The sequence below is a fragment of the Streptomyces fuscigenes genome, from assembly GCF_021556455.1.
Lineage (GTDB): Bacteria > Actinomycetota > Actinomycetes > Streptomycetales > Streptomycetaceae > Streptomyces > Streptomyces fuscigenes.
Map to the genome: position 1 here is coordinate 18,693 of NZ_JAKGCV010000008.1, position 17,186 is coordinate 35,878.

Genomic DNA, 17,186 nt, shown 5'->3' on the forward strand with positions numbered 1-17,186 from the left:
GCCGGGGCACGGCGGCACCGCACGGGACGCGGGCCGCGGGCCGCGCCGTGCCGGCGGTGCGCGCGATCACCGGCTTCGCGAGATCCGGAGCCTGCCGTCATCGTCCGGGACCTGGCTGTCCGCCGCGGTCCCGGACAGCCAGGCCCGCCAGTGGGGCACGACGAGCGCGGCCAACTCGTCGTATCCGGCCGCGCCCGGGTGCGCGCCGTCGCCGGTGCGTACCTCCCGGCTCCACGCGGCACTGTCGCGCAGTGGCCGGTGGACGGGGACGTAGGGGACGGACGCCTCGCGGCAGACGCGGGCGAACCGTTCGTCGAGCCGCGCGGTCCGGGCGTTGTGCTCCGCGTCGTCGACGGGCGGAGGGGCGACCACCAGGACGCCCCAGCCCCGGCCCGCCGCCTGTTCGAGCATGCGGGACAGGTTGGCCTCCGAGACGTCCGGGTCCACGCGCGGCCGGCCGTCCTCGTGGGTGGTGTCGTTGACGCCGAAGGACAGGACGACTCGCAGGTCCGTGCCGTCCCGCAGCCGCCGGTCGCACTCGCCGAGCCAGCGGGCGAGGACGTCGGTCGACGTCTCGCGGCGCACGCCGAGGTTGTAGGCGGTCAGCGGCTGCCCACCCGTGACGGCGCGGGCGGCCAGACGCCCCGCCCAGCCGAGACACAGCGGGTCGCCGACGCCCGCGACGAAGGAGTCCCCGACGAAGCAGACGCGCAGATCACTGTCCATGCACCGATCCTGGCACTGGCAGTGGCACTGGCACCGATCCTGGCACTGGCACTGGCACTGGCACTGCGACTGGCACTGCGACTGGGACTGGGGCTGAGGCTGGGACTGGCGCTGGGATCGGCATCGGCGTGGGCACTGAGACGAGTACCGGCAACGCATCCGCCCGCGCGCCCGCCCGATCGGCCGCCCCGCACCCGGCACCCCAACCCTCGGCGTCAGGCGCCCGGACCGCCGTTCTTCCTCCAGTCGGCCGCCAGCAGGCCGAAAAGCAGCTCGTCCGTCCACTCGCCCTTCATCCACGCCGCCTCGCGGCGGTGTCCCTCCTGCGTGAATCCGAGCCGGCGCAGCAGCGCGGCGGACCGCTCGTTGCGCGCGTCGCACTCGGCGGAGACGCGGTGCAGGCCCCGGGGCCCGAAGAGGTCGGCGAGCACCGCGCCCACCGCCTCGGTGGCGTAGCCGAGTCCCTGGTGGCGCGGTGCGAACGTGTAGCCGAGGTGCGCCTGCATCAGGTCGTCGTGCAGGCACACCCCGATGTCGCCGACGAGTTCGCTCCCTGCCCCGAGCGTCACCGCGTACTGGAACCAGCCGGGCCGCTCCGGCGAACCCGCCGCGAAGGCCCGCGCGAGGCCGCGCGCGGCATCGGGCGGTACGGGCGCCGACCAGCCCTGGTAGCGGGCGACGTCCGGGTCGGAGCGGTACGCCGCGAGGGCGGCCGCGTCGTCGGTGCGAAAGCGCCGCAGGATCAGTCTGGGCGTCGTGAGGAGCATGTCCGCGGGGGGCGTGGCGAGGCGGTGCGGCGCGTCCGCCTCCGGCCGCCGCGTGCGGGCCGGTGCGCCGGGGCCGTCGTCCGGGCGGCCGGCCGGGCCGGGGGCGGTCATGCCCGCACCGCCGCGTCGAGGAGCGGACCGAGCTCGGCGGCGGCAGTCGTGAGGGCGCGCGTGTCCCGTTCCGCCCGGGCCAGGAGGATCGCGCCCTCCAAGGTGCTGATCATGAGAGTGGACAGGGGCCGGGACCGCTCCTGGGGCACGCCCATGCCGACGAGGGCCTCCCCGACCGCGCGGGTCCAGGCTCCGAAGGCGTCGGACGCGGCCTCACGGGTGGAGGCCGTCGAGTCCGCGTGGTCGACCGTGGCGGCGGCCACCGGGCAGCCGGCCGCGAAGCCCTCGGCGCCGTACTCGACGGTCCACTGCTCCACCATGGCCGCGAACAGGGCACTCGGCACCGGCTCGGGCAGCGCTGCGACGAACCGGGCGACCCGGCGGGACGCGTACCGGCCGGCCCAGCCGACGGCCTCCGCGACGAGCTGGTCCTTGCCGCCGGGGAAGTAGTGCTGGAGCGAGCCGCGCGGCGCCTCGGCCCGTACCGCGACGTCCCGCATGCCCGCGGCCGCCACCCCTCCGCGCCGCATCAGCTGGGCCGCGCTGAAGACCATCCGCTCGCGCGGGCCCCGCTCGGACACCGCCATCCCGATCTCCTCGCCTTCGTCGCCGTCGCAGTCAGCCGACGCTGCCGTCACCCCGCCGCCCCGTCGCCGTCAGCCGTCGCTGCCGCCATCGCCATCACCTGGCCGGTCCTCCAGCCTATGACGACGGTCATGGAGCTGACTATTATGACGCCCGTCATGGAACGTGACCGCGGGCGACCGCCCCGGCGCGTGCGGTGGGAACGGTGGTGCGTCGTGGGGTACGTGGGCTTCGTCGGCCTCGGAGTCATGGGCCGGCCCATGGCGCTCAACCTCGCCCGGGCGGGTACCCCGCTCGTCGTCTGGAACCGCACACCCGCCCGCTCCGCGCCGCTGCGGGAGGCCGGGGCCGAGGTGGCGGCCTCCCCGGCGGAGGTGTTCGACCGCGCGTCGACCGTGCTGCTGATGCTGTACGACGGCGCCGCCGTGGACGCGGTCCTCGGCCGCGGGACGCCGGAGTTCGCCGCGCGTGTCGCGGGACGCACGGTGGTGCACATGGGGACGACTTCGCCGGAGTATTCGGCCGGTCTGCGCGACGACGTGGCCGCCGCGGGCGGCACGTACGTCGAGGCGCCGGTCTCCGGCTCCCGCGTCCCCGCCGAGCAGGGCCGGCTGGTGGGGATGGTCGCGGGGGACGAGGACGCCGTGGCCGCCGTGCGCGCCCTGCTCGCGCCCGTGTGCGGCGAGACGTTCGCCTGCGGGCCGGCGCCGGGGGCGCTCCTGATGAAGCTGTCGGTGAACCTGTTCCTGATCACTCAGGTGACCGGTCTGACCGAGGCCTTCCACTTCGCCGAACTGCACGGACTGGACCGGAGCCTGCTGCTGGACGTCCTCGACGCGGGCCCGATGGCCAGCGCCGTGTCCCGGATGAAGGCGCCGAAGCTGCTCGCGCGCGACTTCTCCGTGCAGGCGGGCGCCGTCGACGTCCTCAAGAACAACCGGCTCATCGCCGACGCGGCGCGGCAGGCGGGACTCGCCTCTCCGCTCCTCGACGCGTGCCACGCCCTGTTCGAGGAGACGGTGGCGCTCGGCCACGGCGGCGAGGACATGGTCGCGGTGCTGCACGCGATCGAGGCCCGCACCCGGGACGTGAGCAGCCGGGACGAGGACGCCCGGGGCGAAATCATCCGCGACGAGAACGCCCGCGACGCTCGCACCAGGGACGTACGGGACGGGGCGGGCACGGCGGGCGCCTGACGCGCGGAGCACACCCGCGTGCCGGGCGGCCAGGACCCGGCAAGGCTCCCGGCGCCCGCGCCCAGCCGGAACCTCGGTCCCTACGCGGCTGCCGCGACAGTCGCGCAGGGCGCGGCACGATGTCCGGCGCGGCGGGCGCGATCAGCAGCTGCCGCCGCACTGGCACGGGGAGCCCGACTGGCAGCCGCAGCCGCAGCCCGAGCCGCAGCCGCAGGCGCCGAGGACGGGCAGGTGCGGGCGTCCCGAGGCAGCGGCGCGCGAGGTGTCGGTGCCGGTCGTGGTGGTCGTACGGGGGGCGGGCGACGCGGAAGGTTCGGCCATGACGATCTCTCCTCCAGGGACTCCGGGGGCAGGCACGGCCCGTTCCCCATTGGACGTCCGGCACGGGCCGTTCCTCAACGGCGCATGACCGGCGCATCACCGGCGCACGCGCGCAGGACACGCGCAGACCGGGGGCCCGCACCACGCCGTGCGCCCCGCCCACCACCGGCGTGCGGGGTGGGCGGGGCGCAAGAGGCCTACGAGACACGGACCCGGCGGCCCGGCGGCCCGGTCGCCGATCGCGGCGGGCGCGGGCCGCACCCGCCCACCGCCGCGGAAGCGAGCCTCACCCGGCGTCCGCCCGGGTCCGTGCATATGCCGTCGGACGGTCAGACGGCGTCCGGCTGGATCTCGTCCGCGTGCTCACCCGTGACCAGGTAGACGACGCGCTTGGCCACCGACACCGCGTGGTCGGCGAACCGCTCGTAGTAGCGGCCCAGCAGCGTGACGTCGACGGCGGTCTCGATGCCGTGCTTCCAGCGGTCGTCCATCAGGTGCTGGAAGAGGGTGCGGTGCAGCAGGTCCATCTCGTCGTCGTCCTGCTCCAGCTGCATGGCCAGGTCGATGTCCTTGGTGATGATGACCTCGGCGGCCTTCGCCATCAGACGCTGCGCGAGCTGCCCCATCTCCAGCAGGGTGGCGTGCAGATCGACCGGAACCGGGGATTCCGGGTAGCGCAGCCGTGTCAGCTTCGCCACGTGCTGGGCCAGGTCTCCGGCGCGCTCCAGGTCGGCGCTCATGCGCAGCGAGGTGACGACGATGCGCAGGTCGGTGGCCACGGGCTGCTGCTGGGCGAGCAGCGCGATGGCGCGTGCCTCCAGGTCGTGCTGGGTCTGGTCGACCTTCGCGTCGGCGGCGATCACGCTCTCCGCGAGCTTCAGGTCACCGTCGAGCATGGAGGTCGTGGCGCGCCCGATGGCGGAGCCGACCTGCCGTGCCATGCCGACGAGGTCGTCACTGATCGAGTCAAGTTCCTCGTGGTACGCGTCCCGCATGGGTGTGTCCCTCTCCAGCGCTCCCGCGCTTGACGTTCGTGACCGGGCCCGACCGGGCCTGACCAGATCCTTCCTGGTCCTTCCTGGTCCTTACTGGCCCTTTCCGGGGGTGTCCGGCCGGCGGGCGGCAGGCGCTCGCCCCCACGCTGCCACGGTGGCCGGAACACGCGTCCGGAGCTTCCCGGACAAGTGAACCGTCCCTGTCCCCTCGGTGAACTCTGGGCGACGAGTGTTCGAGGACGCACTCGGACGGCTGGGAGAGTGCCCGTCGGCCCGCTTAATCTGAACGCATGGACGTGAACGCGGCGGTCGCCGCATCGGCAGCGATCGCCGGCGTGTGCACCGGCGTGATCGCCATGCTGGCGTTCCGCTGGAGCGAGCGCGACCAGCACCGGCCCACGCGCACCTCGCTGCACACGGACGCGGTCCTGCCGCCGGGAGTCGACACCGTACTCTCCGTGCTGCGCTCCTCGGCCGTCGTGCTCGACGAGAGCGACGCCGTCGTCAAGGCCAGCTCCGCCGCGTACGCGCTGGGCCTGGTCCGCGGCGGCAAGCTGGCGGTCGAGCCGATGATGCACATGGCGCGCGAGACCCGCAGGGACGGCGAGATACGCCAGATCGAGCTGGACCTCCCGCGCCGGGGCACCGGCCGCGGTGAGGCCCTGGCCGTCTCCGCGCGCGTCGCCCCCCTCGGCTCCCGCCTGGTGCTGCTCCTCGTGGAGGACCTGACGGAGGCCCGCCGCATAGAAGCGGTACGGCGCGACTTCGTCGCGAACGTCAGCCACGAACTGAAGACCCCGGTCGGCGCGCTCTCCCTCCTCTCGGAGGCCGTCATGGACGCCTCCGACGACCCCGAGGCCGTCGACCGCTTCGCCGGGCGCATGCAGATCGAGGCGACCCGGCTGACCAACCTCGTGCAGGAGCTCATCGACCTCTCCCGGGTGCAGAACGACGACCCGCTGGAGGACGCCGAGCCCGTGCGCGTGGACGAGCTGGTCGCCGAGGCCGTCGACCGCTCCCGGCACCCGGCGTCCACGAAGCAGATCACCATGGCGGCCCGCGGCGAGGAGGACCTCTTCGTCTGGGGCAACCGCGGCCAGCTGGCCGCGGCGCTCGGCAACCTCGTGGAGAACGCCGTCAACTACTCGCCGGCGCGCACCAGGGTCGGCATCGCCGTGGCCCGTACGGCCGTGGCCGGCGGCACGGTCGTCGAGATAGCCGTCACCGACCAGGGGATAGGCATCTCGGAGAAGGACCGGGAGCGCATCTTCGAGCGCTTCTACCGCGTCGATCCCGCGCGCTCGCGCGCGACCGGCGGCACGGGCCTCGGCCTCGCCATCGTCAAGCACGTGGCGGCCTCGCACGGCGGGGACGTCACGGTGTGGAGTTCGGAGGGCCAGGGATCGACGTTCACCCTGCGCCTGCCCGAGGCGGGCATCGCCCGGGAGCGGTCGGGGGCGCCCGAGGCCGCGGAGCCGGACGACGACGCGTTCTACGACGTGGACGCGTCCGACCCGGCCGATCTGCCCCACGCGCCCGATCTGCCCGACGCGCCTGACGCGCCCGGTCCGGCCGCCGGTGCCCCGGACTCGCCGTCCCCTTCTCCGGCCGCCCCCTCGACCTCTCCGGCCGCCCCCTCGACCTCTCCGGCCGCCCCCTCGACCTCGGCCGCGGCCTCCGCCCCGGCCCTCCTTCCCCCCTCCGCGTCCGGGCCCACCGCCGTTCCCGGCGCGGACACCGTCCCCCACCCCAGCGACCCCGACACCGGCGATGCCGCCCGCGATCCTCGCGGTGCGGTGCCCGGCGGCCGGCGCGCATTCGGCGCCGGCCGTGACCGCAACGACCCCAGCCCCCCGGAACCTCGCGGGACGGCCCGCAGCCTGGTGCTGGATACTCCGACCGTGATTCCTGCCCCGGAGGTCCTTCCGTGACCCGAGTGCTCGTCGTCGAGGATGAGGAATCCTTCAGCGACGCCCTTTCCTACATGCTCCGCAAGGAGGGTTTCGAGGTCGCCATCGCGACCACCGGGCCCGCGGGGCTCGACGAGTTCGAGCGCAACGGCGCCGACCTCGTCCTCCTCGACCTCATGCTGCCCGGCCTGCCGGGCACCGAGGTCTGCCGCCAGCTGCGCGGCAGGTCCAACGTTCCGGTGATCATGGTCACCGCGAAGGACAGCGAGATCGACAAGGTCGTCGGCCTGGAGATAGGGGCCGACGACTACGTGACCAAGCCGTTCTCCTCGCGCGAGCTCGTCGCCCGTATCCGCGCGGTGCTGCGCAGGCGCGGCGAGCCGGAGGAGGTCACCCCGGCCGCCTTGGAGGCGGGTCCGGTACGGATGGACGTCGACCGGCACGTGGTGACGGTCGGCGGCGGCAAGGTCGACCTGCCCCTCAAGGAGTTCGACCTGCTGGAGATGCTGCTGCGCAACGCGGGCCGGGTGCTGACCCGCATGCAGCTCATCGACCGGGTCTGGGGCGCCGACTACGTCGGCGACACCAAGACGCTCGACGTCCACGTCAAGCGGCTGCGCGCGAAGATCGAGCCGGACCCGGGAGCGCCGCGCTACCTGGTGACGGTGCGCGGCCTGGGCTACAAGTTCGAGCCGTAGACCGCACGCCGCGGGCCGTGCGTTGCGAGACGTGCACCACGGCCCTGACGCGCGGGCCGTGGCTCGCGGGCCGCGCACCAGGGCGGCATCGCACGGCCCGCGTGAGTGCACCCGCACACGCGAGCGCACGCGAACAAGAGGGAGGCGCCCCGCTTCCGGCTCAGGCCGGGCGGGGCGCCTCCCTCTGCGTATGACGGCCCTGGGCCGGTCGTCAGCCGGTGATGCCGGTGCCGCCGCCCTGCGGGGAGCCCGAGGGGGAGCCGGACGTCGAGCCCGAGGGCGACCCGGAGTCGGAGGGGGTGCCCGAGCCGGAGGGGGTGCCGGACGGCGAGGCGGGGGCGCTCGGGGCCGCGGTCGGGCCGACGGAGCCGAAGTAGCTCGCCGCCGGGACGACGAGGGCGTTCACGCCGATGTCGCCGGTCGTGCTGAGCGTGAAGACGACCTTCTCGGCGTTGCCGTTCTTGGTGGTCGGCAGGCCGGTGATCACGGCGGAGGCGTTGCCCTTGCCGCCGAGCTGGAGCGAGCCCAGCGCGGGTACGGTCAGCGGCCCGGAGCCCTTGGCCGGCTTCAGCTGCACCGTGGCGCTGGTGCCCGGCAGCTTGATCGACTGGAGGGTCTGCGCGCTGTTGCCGCCGTTGAAGACCTTGCCGGTGACGGCGGCGGGGCCGTCCGCGCCGGCCTTCGGCGTGACGAGGTTGACGTTCTGGACCTTGATGTCACCCACGGAGGTGGCAGCGCTGTCCGGCTTGACCTCGTCGGTCTGCGCGGTGTTGCCCGCGCCGCACGCGGCCAGCGTGGCGAGTGGGAACACGAGGGCAGTCGCGGCGAGGGCGCCGCGTCGAAGGCTGCTGCTCACGGCGGCGGCATCTCCTTGGACTCGTACGAGGAATGGTGCGTGCGGTGGTGCGGTGTCGCGTGTTTCGGGTCGTGCGGTGCTGCGAATCCTGCGGTGTTTCGGGTCCTGCGGTGTTTCGGGTTCTGCGGTGTTCCGGGTCGTGCGGTGTCGGCGGTGGCCGATCCCGCACGCGACCTGTGGTGCGCGGCCGTCGTGCGTTCCCGTGCTCCGAGGACGAGGCCCCCGGTGGCGCGGGCTGTGCTGCGCGGTCGTGCCGCACGGAACGGGTACGGACCGCGCCGGGACGGGCCGCCCCCGCTCATGCGTAAGCACGGGCTAAAACCGTCTCAGCGGCCTCAGGTTACCGACCCGTTGATTAGGGTCCGCACCCGACCCGCCCCGCGGGGTGAGCGGGTGCCGCGTTCCCGTCCCGGTCGCCTCCCTTCCGCCGGGCGTTCACATAATCCGGATGATCGATTTCCCGGCGCGGCGGGATTCCCGCGCATTCGCGTCGAATAGCGGACCGCGGGACGCGTGCTGCGGCAATTGCGCGGAAGCCCTGCGGGAATGCTCCGGCGCCTTCCGGAACGTTCGTGTGCTTCCCGCCCGCGAGCCGGGATGTTCCCGGCTCGCCGGCGCGGTGATGTTCTCCGGGCGGTTTTCCGGTCTTCTCCGGGCGATCACCCGGACGCGCTTCCGGCGCGGCGGTGACGGGCCCTTCGCGGATCTTCCCGGGGGAACGGGGCGGGTCTCCCGGACATCTGCTCTCCCGTCACGCACGTCACTCCTTGCACATGCGCCACGAAGTGGCCGGATGTGATCTCCGTCAGGGTCCGTATCCACCCGGTTTCCCACTCGGATGGATCATCGGAAACCGAACACACTGTGGAAATTTTGCCGTCACGAAACGGACAAATAGGGACGTTCGGTCAGTTTGGAGGGTCTCGCGCGGGGGGTGTCCGGCGCGTTTCCGTGCGCCCGCGCAGCGTCGGTGACCTGCGAATACCCGCCCCGGTGAGCCGGGTGCAGCACGTTCGCATGGCTGTTGTCAAGCCCCGAGATGCGGCCTGACCTGCGAAAACGCCATTCAGATGAAGGCATTCTCGTGTTACCCTGGATAGCCACGGAAGGGGTACCTGTCACATGACGTTCAAGGTTGGCGACACCGTGGTCTATCCCCATCACGGGGCCGCGCTGATCGAGGCTATCGAAACTCGCCAGATCAAAGGCGTGGACAAGACCTACTTGGTGCTCAAGGTCGCCCAGGGCGACTTGACGGTGCGTGTACCGGCGGACAATGCGGAGTTCGTCGGCGTGCGCGATGTGGTCGGTCAGGATGGGCTGGACCGGGTCTTCGAGGTGCTCCGGGCACCGTACGCAGAGGAGCCGACGAACTGGTCCCGTCGCTACAAGGCAAATCTTGAGAAGCTCGCCTCCGGCGATGTCATCAAGGTCGCCGAAGTCGTGCGTGACCTGTGGCGTCGGGAGCGGGAGCGTGGACTCTCCGCGGGCGAGAAGCGCATGCTCGCCAAGGCGCGGCAGATCCTGGTGAGTGAACTCGCCCTCGCGGAAAACACCAACGAAGACAAGGCCGAGGCCCTGCTCGACGAGGTTCTCGCGTCCTGAATCCCCATGCGGCGCCGTCTGCCCGGCGGTGCGCGCGTCATGCACGCGAAAGCATCCGGGTCCGACGTAGCGCCCGCAGCCTTTCCAGTGCGGCTTCACGCGTGAAGTGCGCCTGGTCACAGCAGTGACGCAGTAGCAGTAGTTGTGCCGTGGTGCCCGTTGACCGGCGGGCCGGCGAACCGTTCTCCCGTCCCGGGACCGCTCCTCGAAGCGGCCGGTGGGGCGGTGGGCGCGTCCCGCGTGGATGCGCCGACGCCGAGAGCGCCGCCGCTCGTCGTGTCGTCGGGCGCCGCGGCATGTCCGTACACCCGAATCCCGTCCGACGCCCGGTGTACATCCCCCGTTCCCCAGCCCGATCGCCTCATGGCACAAAGCTGGCGCGGCAGCCGCTGACCATGGTCACGGAAAGGGTCCGGTCAGTGCGCCGCGCCCGGCACGTATCGGCCATACCCAGGTCGGGCGCGGATACAAACCTGCCGGAGTTCACCCGATGCCAGACGAAGCCAGTCCGCACCGCACAGCGGCCGTCATCCCCGCCGCGGGCCGCGGTGTGCGACTCGGTCCCGGCGCCCCCAAGGCGCTCCGTGCGCTGGGCGGCGCACCCATGCTCATCCACGCGGTGCGGGCCATGGCCGCCTCCCGCGCCGTCGAACTGGTCGTCGTCGTGGCGCCCGCCGACGGCGCGAGCGAGGTCAAGAACCTGATCGCCGCGCACGTCCTGCCGGAACGCACCGACTACGTCGTCGTGCCCGGCGGCGAGACCCGGCAGGAATCCGTCGCACTGGGCCTCAAGGCCCTGCCGGACGCCATCACCACGGTCCTCGTCCACGACGCGGCGCGCCCGCTCGTCCCCGTGGACACCGTCGACGCGGTGGTCGAGACGGTACGGGCCGGAGCCCCGGCCGTCGTGCCGGCCCTGCCGCTGGCCGACACGGTCAAGCAGGTCGAGCCGGGCACCGGCGGCGCGCCGGAACCGGTGGTCGCCACCCCCGACCGCGCCACCCTGCGCGCCGTCCAGACGCCCCAGGGCTTCGAGCGCGGCATCCTGCAACTCGCGCACGACACCGTGGGCGGTGTCGGCGACGGCGCCACGGACTGCGCGGGCATGGTCGAGCGGCTCGGTTCGCCGGTCGTCGTCGTGCCCGGCCACGAGGAGGCGTTCAAGGTCACGAGGCCGCTGGACCTGGTCCTGGCGGAGGCCGTGCTGGCGAGGAGGCGGGCGAAGGATGAGTTCTGACAGCACGGGCGAGCGGGCGCCCCGCCCGGTCGCGCCGCCGGTCCTGCCGCAGGTCGGCATCGGCACGGACATCCACGCCTTCGAGGAGGGCCGCCCGCTGTGGTGCGCCGGCCTGCTCTGGGAGGGGGAGGGCTCCGGGCTCGCGGGGCACTCCGACGCGGACGTCGTCGCGCACGCCGCCTGCAACGCCCTCTTCTCCGCAGCCGGCCTCGGCGACCTCGGCGCGCACTTCGGCACCGGCCGGCCCGAGTGGTCGGGCGCGTCGGGGGTCGCGCTGCTGACGGAGGCCGCGCGCATCGTGCGCGAGGCGGGCTTCACCGTCGGCAACGTGGCGGTGCAGGTCGTCGGCCCCCGCCCGAAGATCGGCAAGCGCCGCGACGAGGCGCAGAAGGTCCTGGGCGAGGCGGTCGGCGCGCCGGTGTCGGTCTCGGCCGCCACCTCGGACGCCCTCGGGTTCACGGGCCGCGGCGAGGGCCTCGCGGCGATCGCGACCGCGCTGGTCGTGCGTACCCCCTGAGGCCCCCTGAGGCGCCCTGAGGTGCGACGGGCCGGGTCGCGGGGGTGCGCCCCCGCGACCCGGCCCGTACGGGTGACGGCCGGCCCGGCGTCCACGCCGGCCGCACGCGCGGGCGGAACCCCGCGACCGGGCCGCCGCGCCGTCGCCGCGCGGGCCCGCGCCGTGTCACGGACAGGCTTCCGTGCCGTCACCGGGCTCCGGGCACGCCCGTGCGCGCACTACTCTGAACCCGTGACTATTCGGCTGTACGACACCGGCGCCCGGCAGATCCGTGACTTCTCCCCGATCACCCCGGGCTGCGTCTCGATCTACCTGTGCGGTGCCACCGTGCAGTCCGCCCCGCACATCGGGCACATCAGGTCGGGCCTCAACTTCGACATCCTGCGCCGCTGGTTCGAGTACCGCGGCTACGACGTGACGTTCGTCCGCAACGTGACCGACATCGACGACAAGATCATCTCGAAGTCGGCGGAGCAGGAGCGCCCCTGGTGGGCGATCGGCTACGAGAACGAGCGCGCGTTCAACGCGGGTTACGACGCCCTCGGCTGCCTGCCGCCCACCTACGAGCCGCGCGCGACCGGGCACATCCCGGAGATGACGGCGATGATGCGCGGGCTGATCGACAGCGGCAACGCGTACGCGGCGGACGGCAACGTGTACTTCGACGTGCGCTCGTTCCCGGACTACCTGGAGCTCTCGAACCAGGACCTGGACGACCTGCGCCAGCCCTCCGGGGAGGGCGAGACCGGCAAGCGCGACCCGCGCGACTTCGCCCTGTGGAAGGCCGCCAAGCCCGGCGAGCCGTTCTGGGAGACGCCCTGGGGCCCGGGCCGGCCCGGCTGGCACCTGGAGTGCTCGGCGATGGCCCACAAGTACCTGGGCCCGGTCTTCGACATCCACGGCGGCGGCCTCGACCTGATCTTCCCGCACCACGAGAACGAGATCGCGCAGGCCAAGGCGTACGGGGACGCGTTCGCCCAGTACTGGCTGCACAACGCGTGGGTCACCATGAGCGGCGAGAAGATGTCGAAGTCGCTCGGCAACAGCGTGCTCGTCTCCGAGATGGTCAAGCGCTGGCGGCCCATCGTGCTGCGCTACTACCTGGGCACACCGCACTACCGCTCGATGATCGAGTACAGCGAGGAGGCCCTGCGCGAGGCCGAGTCGGCGTTCGCGCGCATCGAGGGCTTCGTGCAGCGCGTGGTCGAGAAGGCCGGGGGAGTGGTGGAGCCGGCGGCCGAGGTGCCGCCCGCGTTCGCCGCGGCGATGGACGACGACCTGGGCGTGCCCGGCGCGCTGGCGATCGTCCACACCACGGTCCGGCAGGGCAACTCCGCACTGGCCGCCGACGACAAGGAAGCGGCCGTCGCGCGGCTCGCGGAGGTCCGGGCCATGCTCGGCGTCCTCGGCCTCGACCCGCTGGACGCGCAGTGGGCCGGCGAGGGCGACCGGGGCGCCGACCTGCACGGCGCGGTGGACACGCTCGTACGGCTGGTGCTCGACCAGCGCGAGGCCGCCCGCGCGCGCAAGGACTGGGCGACGGCGGACGCGATCCGCGACCAGCTCCAGCAGTCGGGCCTGGTGATCGAGGACAGCCCCTCGGGGCCGCGCTGGTCGCTCGGGGCACGCTGAGGCGCCCGGGGGACCGGTCCCCGCGGCACGGGCCGCCGGCCCCGTACGCCCCCCACCGGGGGTTTCGTACGGGGTTCGGCGCGAGCCCGCCCCGTTCCGTACTCTGGTACGGGCACCAGGTCGGCGCGCAGCGCACGACAACCCACCACCATCCACGAATCAGGTAGGCACACACACCATGGCCGGGAACAGCCAGCCCAGGAACCGACGCGCGTCAGGGAAGAAGGGCGCGCAGGTCGGCAGCGGCGGCAATCGGCGCCGCGGCCTCGAGGGCAAGGGCCCCACGCCGCCCGCGTCCGCCCGCAAGGGCCATGTGAAGAACCGCATCGCCAACGCCAAGGCCCGGCAGCAGGCGGGCCGGACCCAGCGCCCGCGCCGCGGCGGCAAGGGCTCGGCGGACATGGTCGTGGGCCGCAACCCGGTGTTCGAGGCGCTGCGGGACGGTGTGCCGGCGACGCAGCTGCTCGTGCAGCAGTACATCGACAACGACGACCGCGTGCGCGACGCCCTCAAGCTGGCGGCCGACCGCGGCGGCATCCACCTGATGGAGGCGCCCAAGGCGGAGCTCGACCGGCTCACCGGCGGGCTGAACCACCAGGGCCTGGTCCTGCAGATCCCCGCGTACGAGTACGCGCACCCCGACGACCTCGCGGCGGCGGCCTTCGACGACGGCGAGCAGCCGCTGATCGTCGCGCTGGACGGCGTGACCGACCCGCGCAACCTCGGCGCGATCGTCCGCTCGGTCTCCGCGTTCGGCGGCCACGGCGTGGTCGTCCCGGAGCGCCGCGCGGCCGGCATGACGGCGGGCGCGTGGAAGTCCTCGGCCGGCACGGCGGCCCGCACCCCGGTGGCCCGCTGCACGAACCTGACGCGCACGCTGGAGGCGTACAAGAAGGCGGGCCTCACCGTCGTCGGCCTGGCGGCGGACGGCGACATGGAGATCGCGGACGTGGCCGCACTCGACGGCCCGCTCGTGATCGTCATGGGCAGCGAGGGCAAGGGCCTCTCACGCCTGGTCGGCGAGACGTGCGACCTGCGGGTGCGCATCCCGATGCCGGGCGGCGCGGAATCCCTCAACGCGGGCGTGGCGACGGGCATCGTCCTGTACGAGACGGCGCGGCGCCGGGCGGCCTGAGCACGTCGGCGCGATCGCGCGTCCCCGGCCGGAGCCGGCGCGCGCGCATCACGCCACCCGGGCGTCCGCCGGCCGGGCGCCGGCGGAACGCGCGTACCCCGACAGCGTGAACCAGACCGCCTTGCGGTCGATGCCCGCGCCGTGGTGCCCGGCGTTCTAGAGCGTGACGCCCCACGCGTGCACCAGGTGCTGGAGCAGCAACAGGCCCCGTCCGTCGCACTGTTCCAGGGCCTTCTCGCCGGCTCTCGGGGCCGGGAGCATCAGCGGCCGGTCGTCCGTGACGAATACGGTGGACCGGCCGCGCCCCACGACCGCGTCGACGTGGATCACCGCTGTCCGGGTGTGGCGGTGGGCGTTGGCGACCAACTCCGTGACGCACAGGCGCCCGTCGTCCGCCAGGTCGGCGTGGTCGCTGTCGCGCAGCAGCCCGGCGACGAAGTCGCGGGCGAGACGGGCGGCGCCGGGCGTGCTGGGCACGGCGAGCCGGTAGAGGTCTCCTCCGTGTGCCGGGGGCGGGCCCTGGCCGACGGCGAGTTGGGGTGCGAAGCCGGCTGTCGTGGAACTCATGGCGTCTCCTTCTCCTCAGGTTGCGGTCGTGTTCTCGTCGCTGCGTGGCATCGGCCGTGCTGACAAATCCGCTGGAGGGCGTGCGAACGGCTGCACTTCGTAGTCGACTGGTGACTCCTTGCTGTGAGACGACGATAGCGGGTGCGTATCAAGTTTGGTACCCGATCGGTCAACTGGTTGGATTTGTCGACCCTTGGGTGCGCCAGCCCCGACACTGGGAGCCGAGAGAAGGAGAGAGGATGCCGCCACGCAAGGCACCCACGGTCCGTCAGCGGCGGCTGGGAGCGGAGTTGCGAAGGCTCAGGGAGCGGGCCGGTCTCGGTCTCACGGACGCCGCGCCGCTCCTGGGGACGGACCGCACCACCATCAGCAACACGGAGTCCGGCCGGTTCGGAGTGAGCGCGGAGCGGGTGAGGGCGTGGGCCGCCCATTACGGCGCTTCGGACCATCCGTACGTGGAAGCTCTCGCCGCGATGGCGGGGGAGCGGTCGAACGGTTGGTGGGAGGACTACCGCGGGGAATTGCCCGCGGCCGCTCTCGACCTCGCGGAACTCGAACATCACGCGGTTGCGATCAGGGCTGTGCAGATCATGCATCTCCCCGGACTGCTTCAGACCGAGGACTACGTGAGAGCCGTCTTCGCCCAGGCGGTTCCCCCGCCGGAGGCGTCGTTGGCCCGGCGGCAGCTGTCCTACCGGTTGCGGCGCAGAGACGTACTCGGGCGCCCGCAGCCGCCGATGTGCACGTTCATGATCCATGAGGCTGCTCTGCGCATGGTGTACGGGGAGCGTGCCACCTCGCTCGCCCAGCTCTCGTACCTCCTCGATGAGTCCGAGCGAGACAACGTGCACGTGCGGATCATCCCGTTCGCCGCGGGTGGCTTTCCGAACGCCGGAAGCTCGACGCACTACCTGTCCGGCCCGGTGACACAACTGGACACTGTGCAGATGGAGACGGCCACGGGGTCGGCCTTCGTGGACGCGGAGACGCCGCTCGGCAACTATCGAGCTGTCCTGGATCGCACCCAGGAGCGCTCGCTGGGGCTGCGAGAATCCAGGGACTTCGTCAGGAAAATCGCACAGGACATCTAGGGCGTGAGAAGCATGGAGATCCAGTGGCGCAAGTCGTCGAAGTCCTCCGACGCAGCGAGCAGCAACTGTCTCGAACTCGCCGAACTCGACGGCGAGATACTCCTGCGGGAGAGCGACGACCCGGGTGTCGTCGTGCGGACGTCCCGGGCGAAGCTGCGGGCGTTCCTCGCGGGCGTCAAGGAAGGCGAGTTCGACGACCTGGTGTGAGGGCGGCGGGCGGCCGGGGCCCGGACGGCCGGGGGACGCCGCCCCGATCCGTCACGCGAGCAGGTCGCGCAGGAACCTGAGCTGCTCCACGTCCTGGAAGTGGCCGCCGCCCTCGTGGCGGTTCCAGGGCCACACCGTGATGTCCTTGGGGCCCGACCAGTGGTTGTACGCGGCGAAGACGGTCGACGGCGGGCAGATGTCGTCCATCAGGGCCACCGCGAACAGCGCGGGCGCCGTGGCACGCGCGGCGAAGTTCACGCCGTCGAAGTACGACAGGGTCCTGAACACCTGCTCGGCGGACTCGCGATGGGTGCGCAGGTAGGTCCAGATCTCGCGGTAGGCGTTGCCCTCCACGACGTCGAGCGCGCGCCGGTAGTGGGTCAGTGAGGGCTGGTTGACGAGGGCGGCCGTGACGTCGCCGGCCAGCGCCGCGGCGGCCAGGGCGATGCCGCCGCCCTGGCTGCCGCCGGAGACGACGATCCGGTCCGGGTCGACGGACGGGTGCGCGCGGGCGGCGTCGACCGCGCGCACGGCGTCGGTGAACACGCGCCGGTAGTAGTAGTCCGCCGGGTCCTCGATGCCCCGGGTCACCATGCCGGGGGAGGACGATCCGGCGCTGCCGTGCGGGTCGCCCGTCGCGCCGGGCTGGAGCGAACCGCCCTGGCCGCGCGTGTCCATCAGCAGGTGCGCGTATCCGGCCGCGGGCCAGGTCAGCCACTCGTACGGGAAGCCCCGGCCGCCGCCGTAGCCGAGGTAGCCGACGACGCACGGCAGCGGGGCCCGCGCCGAGGCCGGCACCAGGAGCCAGCCGGCCACCGGGTCGCCGGCGAAACCGGGGAAGCGGACGTCGTACACGTCGACCTCGGTCAGGCACGCGTCGTACGGGATGAACGCGGCGGGCCGGTCGTGGCGGGCCTCGGCGAGCGTGGCCGACCAGAACGCGTCGAAGTCCTCGGGCTCCTCGCGCTCGGGCCGGTAGCTGCGCAGTTCGTCGAGGGGCAGGTCCATCAGCGGCATGGTGCGGGTCCTC

The 17,186-nt window shown here is 72.9% G+C and carries 18 protein-coding genes; 10 read left to right on the forward strand and 8 right to left on the reverse strand.

Translation table 11 applies throughout. The features are described 5' to 3' along the window. Positions 1 to 66 precede the first annotated feature (66 nt). The 3 genes from L1885_RS02275 to L1885_RS02285 all read right to left on the reverse strand — a co-directional run bounded on the left by L1885_RS02275 (position 67) and on the right by L1885_RS02285 (position 2,191). Positions 67 to 726 (reverse strand): DUF459 domain-containing protein, encoded by a 660-nt coding sequence (locus tag L1885_RS02275; protein ID WP_235795231.1) that lies wholly within the window; start codon positions 724 to 726, stop codon positions 67 to 69. A gap of 215 nt (positions 727 to 941) precedes the next feature. Next, positions 942 to 1,604, reverse strand: a complete 663-nt coding sequence (locus L1885_RS02280) for a GNAT family N-acetyltransferase (RefSeq protein WP_235795232.1) — start codon at positions 1,602 to 1,604, stop codon at positions 942 to 944. Continuing rightward, positions 1,601 to 2,191 (reverse strand): LmrA/YxaF family transcription factor, encoded by a 591-nt coding sequence (locus tag L1885_RS02285; RefSeq protein ID WP_235795233.1) that lies wholly within the window; start codon positions 2,189 to 2,191, stop codon positions 1,601 to 1,603. The genes L1885_RS02280 and L1885_RS02285 overlap by 4 nt, the downstream gene beginning before the upstream one ends. Before the next feature lie 213 nt (positions 2,192 to 2,404). Between L1885_RS02285 and L1885_RS02290 the strand changes: the two genes are divergently transcribed. Continuing rightward, a complete protein-coding gene (locus L1885_RS02290; protein ID WP_308117266.1) occupies positions 2,405 to 3,385 on the forward strand; it encodes an NAD(P)-dependent oxidoreductase in 981 nt (326 codons plus the stop codon). 141 nt (positions 3,386 to 3,526) lie between these two features. On the opposite strand, the gene L1885_RS02295 is transcribed toward L1885_RS02290, so the two are convergent. Both L1885_RS02295 and phoU read right to left on the reverse strand, forming a co-directional pair. Continuing rightward, positions 3,527 to 3,706 (reverse strand): hypothetical protein, encoded by a 180-nt coding sequence (locus L1885_RS02295; protein ID WP_235795234.1) that lies wholly within the window; start codon positions 3,704 to 3,706, stop codon positions 3,527 to 3,529. A gap of 329 nt (positions 3,707 to 4,035) precedes the next feature. Next, on the reverse strand, positions 4,036 to 4,701 hold the full coding sequence (gene phoU / locus L1885_RS02300; protein ID WP_235795235.1) for a phosphate signaling complex protein PhoU: 666 nt from the start codon (positions 4,699 to 4,701) through the stop codon (positions 4,036 to 4,038). Between the two features lie 290 nt (positions 4,702 to 4,991). On the opposite strand from phoU, the gene L1885_RS02305 reads away from it, so the two are divergent. Together L1885_RS02305 and phoP are read left to right on the forward strand one after the other, a co-directional pair. Beyond that, positions 4,992 to 6,632 (forward strand): sensor histidine kinase, encoded by a 1,641-nt coding sequence (locus tag L1885_RS02305; protein WP_308117264.1) that lies wholly within the window; start codon positions 4,992 to 4,994, stop codon positions 6,630 to 6,632. Further along, positions 6,629 to 7,309 (forward strand): two-component system response regulator PhoP, encoded by a 681-nt coding sequence (gene phoP, locus L1885_RS02310; protein WP_235795236.1) that lies wholly within the window; start codon positions 6,629 to 6,631, stop codon positions 7,307 to 7,309. Before L1885_RS02305 ends, phoP begins: the two co-directional genes overlap by 4 nt. 211 nt (positions 7,310 to 7,520) lie before the next feature. Here phoP and L1885_RS02315 read toward each other — a convergent pair whose 3' ends face one another. After that, a complete protein-coding gene (locus L1885_RS02315; RefSeq protein WP_235795237.1) occupies positions 7,521 to 8,165 on the reverse strand; it encodes a DUF461 domain-containing protein in 645 nt (214 codons plus the stop codon). Positions 8,166 to 9,287: 1,122 nt separating this feature from the next. On the opposite strand from L1885_RS02315, the gene L1885_RS02320 reads away from it, so the two are divergent. The 5 genes from L1885_RS02320 (at position 9,288) to rlmB (ending at position 14,291) form a co-directional block, all read left to right on the forward strand. Beyond that, on the forward strand, positions 9,288 to 9,770 hold the full coding sequence (locus L1885_RS02320; RefSeq protein ID WP_003953493.1) for a CarD family transcriptional regulator: 483 nt from the start codon (positions 9,288 to 9,290) through the stop codon (positions 9,768 to 9,770). Positions 9,771 to 10,260: 490 nt separating this feature from the next. Next, positions 10,261 to 11,007 carry a 2-C-methyl-D-erythritol 4-phosphate cytidylyltransferase gene (ispD, locus tag L1885_RS02325; protein WP_235795238.1) on the forward strand — a complete coding sequence of 249 codons (747 nt, stop codon included), beginning with the start codon at positions 10,261 to 10,263 and terminating at the stop codon, positions 11,005 to 11,007. Beyond that, on the forward strand, positions 10,997 to 11,524 hold the full coding sequence (gene ispF, locus L1885_RS02330; protein WP_235795239.1) for a 2-C-methyl-D-erythritol 2,4-cyclodiphosphate synthase: 528 nt from the start codon (positions 10,997 to 10,999) through the stop codon (positions 11,522 to 11,524). Before ispD ends, ispF begins: the two co-directional genes overlap by 11 nt. Positions 11,525 to 11,755: 231 nt before the next feature. Then, the gene (cysS, locus tag L1885_RS02335; protein ID WP_235795240.1) at positions 11,756 to 13,156 is read left to right on the forward strand and encodes a cysteine--tRNA ligase; all 1,401 of its coding nucleotides are present in this window, start codon (positions 11,756 to 11,758) and stop codon (positions 13,154 to 13,156) included. Positions 13,157 to 13,334: 178 nt separating this feature from the next. Continuing rightward, the gene (rlmB, locus tag L1885_RS02340; RefSeq protein ID WP_235795241.1) at positions 13,335 to 14,291 is read left to right on the forward strand and encodes a 23S rRNA (guanosine(2251)-2'-O)-methyltransferase RlmB; all 957 of its coding nucleotides are present in this window, start codon (positions 13,335 to 13,337) and stop codon (positions 14,289 to 14,291) included. 156 nt (positions 14,292 to 14,447) lie between these two features. On the opposite strand, the gene L1885_RS02345 is transcribed toward rlmB, so the two are convergent. After that, positions 14,448 to 14,858: an ATP-binding protein gene (locus L1885_RS02345; protein WP_235795242.1), complete on the reverse strand. Its 411-nt coding sequence runs from the start codon at positions 14,856 to 14,858 to the stop codon at positions 14,448 to 14,450. A 239-nt stretch (positions 14,859 to 15,097) separates the two neighbouring features. Here L1885_RS02345 and L1885_RS02350 point away from each other — a divergent pair, with 239 nt between their 5' ends. Together L1885_RS02350 and L1885_RS02355 are read left to right on the forward strand one after the other, a co-directional pair. Then, positions 15,098 to 15,949, forward strand: coding sequence for a helix-turn-helix domain-containing protein (locus L1885_RS02350; protein WP_235795243.1), 852 nt, complete (start codon positions 15,098 to 15,100; stop codon positions 15,947 to 15,949). Positions 15,950 to 15,961: 12 nt separating this feature from the next. Next, positions 15,962 to 16,156: a DUF397 domain-containing protein gene (locus L1885_RS02355; RefSeq protein ID WP_235795257.1), complete on the forward strand. Its 195-nt coding sequence runs from the start codon at positions 15,962 to 15,964 to the stop codon at positions 16,154 to 16,156. A 51-nt stretch (positions 16,157 to 16,207) separates the two neighbouring features. Here the strand turns inward: L1885_RS02355 and L1885_RS02360 are convergent, their stop codons facing one another. Further along, the gene (locus L1885_RS02360; RefSeq protein WP_235795244.1) at positions 16,208 to 17,173 is read right to left on the reverse strand and encodes an acetylxylan esterase; all 966 of its coding nucleotides are present in this window, start codon (positions 17,171 to 17,173) and stop codon (positions 16,208 to 16,210) included. Between the last annotated feature and the right edge of the window lie 13 nt (positions 17,174 to 17,186).

Coding starts and splice junctions, on each gene's coding strand:
- L1885_RS02345 (WP_235795242.1), bottom strand. CDS start 14,858: ATGAGTTCCACGACAGCCGGCTTCGCACCCCAACTCGCCGTCGGCCAG.
- L1885_RS02295 (WP_235795234.1), bottom strand. CDS start 3,706: ATGGCCGAACCTTCCGCGTCGCCCGCCCCCCGTACGACCACCACGACC.
- L1885_RS02280 (WP_235795232.1), bottom strand. CDS start 1,604: ATGACCGCCCCCGGCCCGGCCGGCCGCCCGGACGACGGCCCCGGCGCA.
- L1885_RS02285 (WP_235795233.1), bottom strand. CDS start 2,191: ATGGCGGTGTCCGAGCGGGGCCCGCGCGAGCGGATGGTCTTCAGCGCG.
- phoU (WP_235795235.1), bottom strand. CDS start 4,701: ATGCGGGACGCGTACCACGAGGAACTTGACTCGATCAGTGACGACCTC.
- L1885_RS02360 (WP_235795244.1), bottom strand. CDS start 17,173: ATGCCGCTGATGGACCTGCCCCTCGACGAACTGCGCAGCTACCGGCCC.
- ispF (WP_235795239.1), top strand. CDS start 10,997: ATGAGTTCTGACAGCACGGGCGAGCGGGCGCCCCGCCCGGTCGCGCCG.
- L1885_RS02320 (WP_003953493.1), top strand. CDS start 9,288: ATGACGTTCAAGGTTGGCGACACCGTGGTCTATCCCCATCACGGGGCC.
- L1885_RS02275 (WP_235795231.1), bottom strand. CDS start 726: ATGGACAGTGATCTGCGCGTCTGCTTCGTCGGGGACTCCTTCGTCGCG.
- ispD (WP_235795238.1), top strand. CDS start 10,261: ATGCCAGACGAAGCCAGTCCGCACCGCACAGCGGCCGTCATCCCCGCC.
- rlmB (WP_235795241.1), top strand. CDS start 13,335: ATGGCCGGGAACAGCCAGCCCAGGAACCGACGCGCGTCAGGGAAGAAG.
- L1885_RS02355 (WP_235795257.1), top strand. CDS start 15,962: ATGGAGATCCAGTGGCGCAAGTCGTCGAAGTCCTCCGACGCAGCGAGC.
- L1885_RS02350 (WP_235795243.1), top strand. CDS start 15,098: ATGCCGCCACGCAAGGCACCCACGGTCCGTCAGCGGCGGCTGGGAGCG.
- L1885_RS02305 (WP_308117264.1), top strand. CDS start 4,992: ATGGACGTGAACGCGGCGGTCGCCGCATCGGCAGCGATCGCCGGCGTG.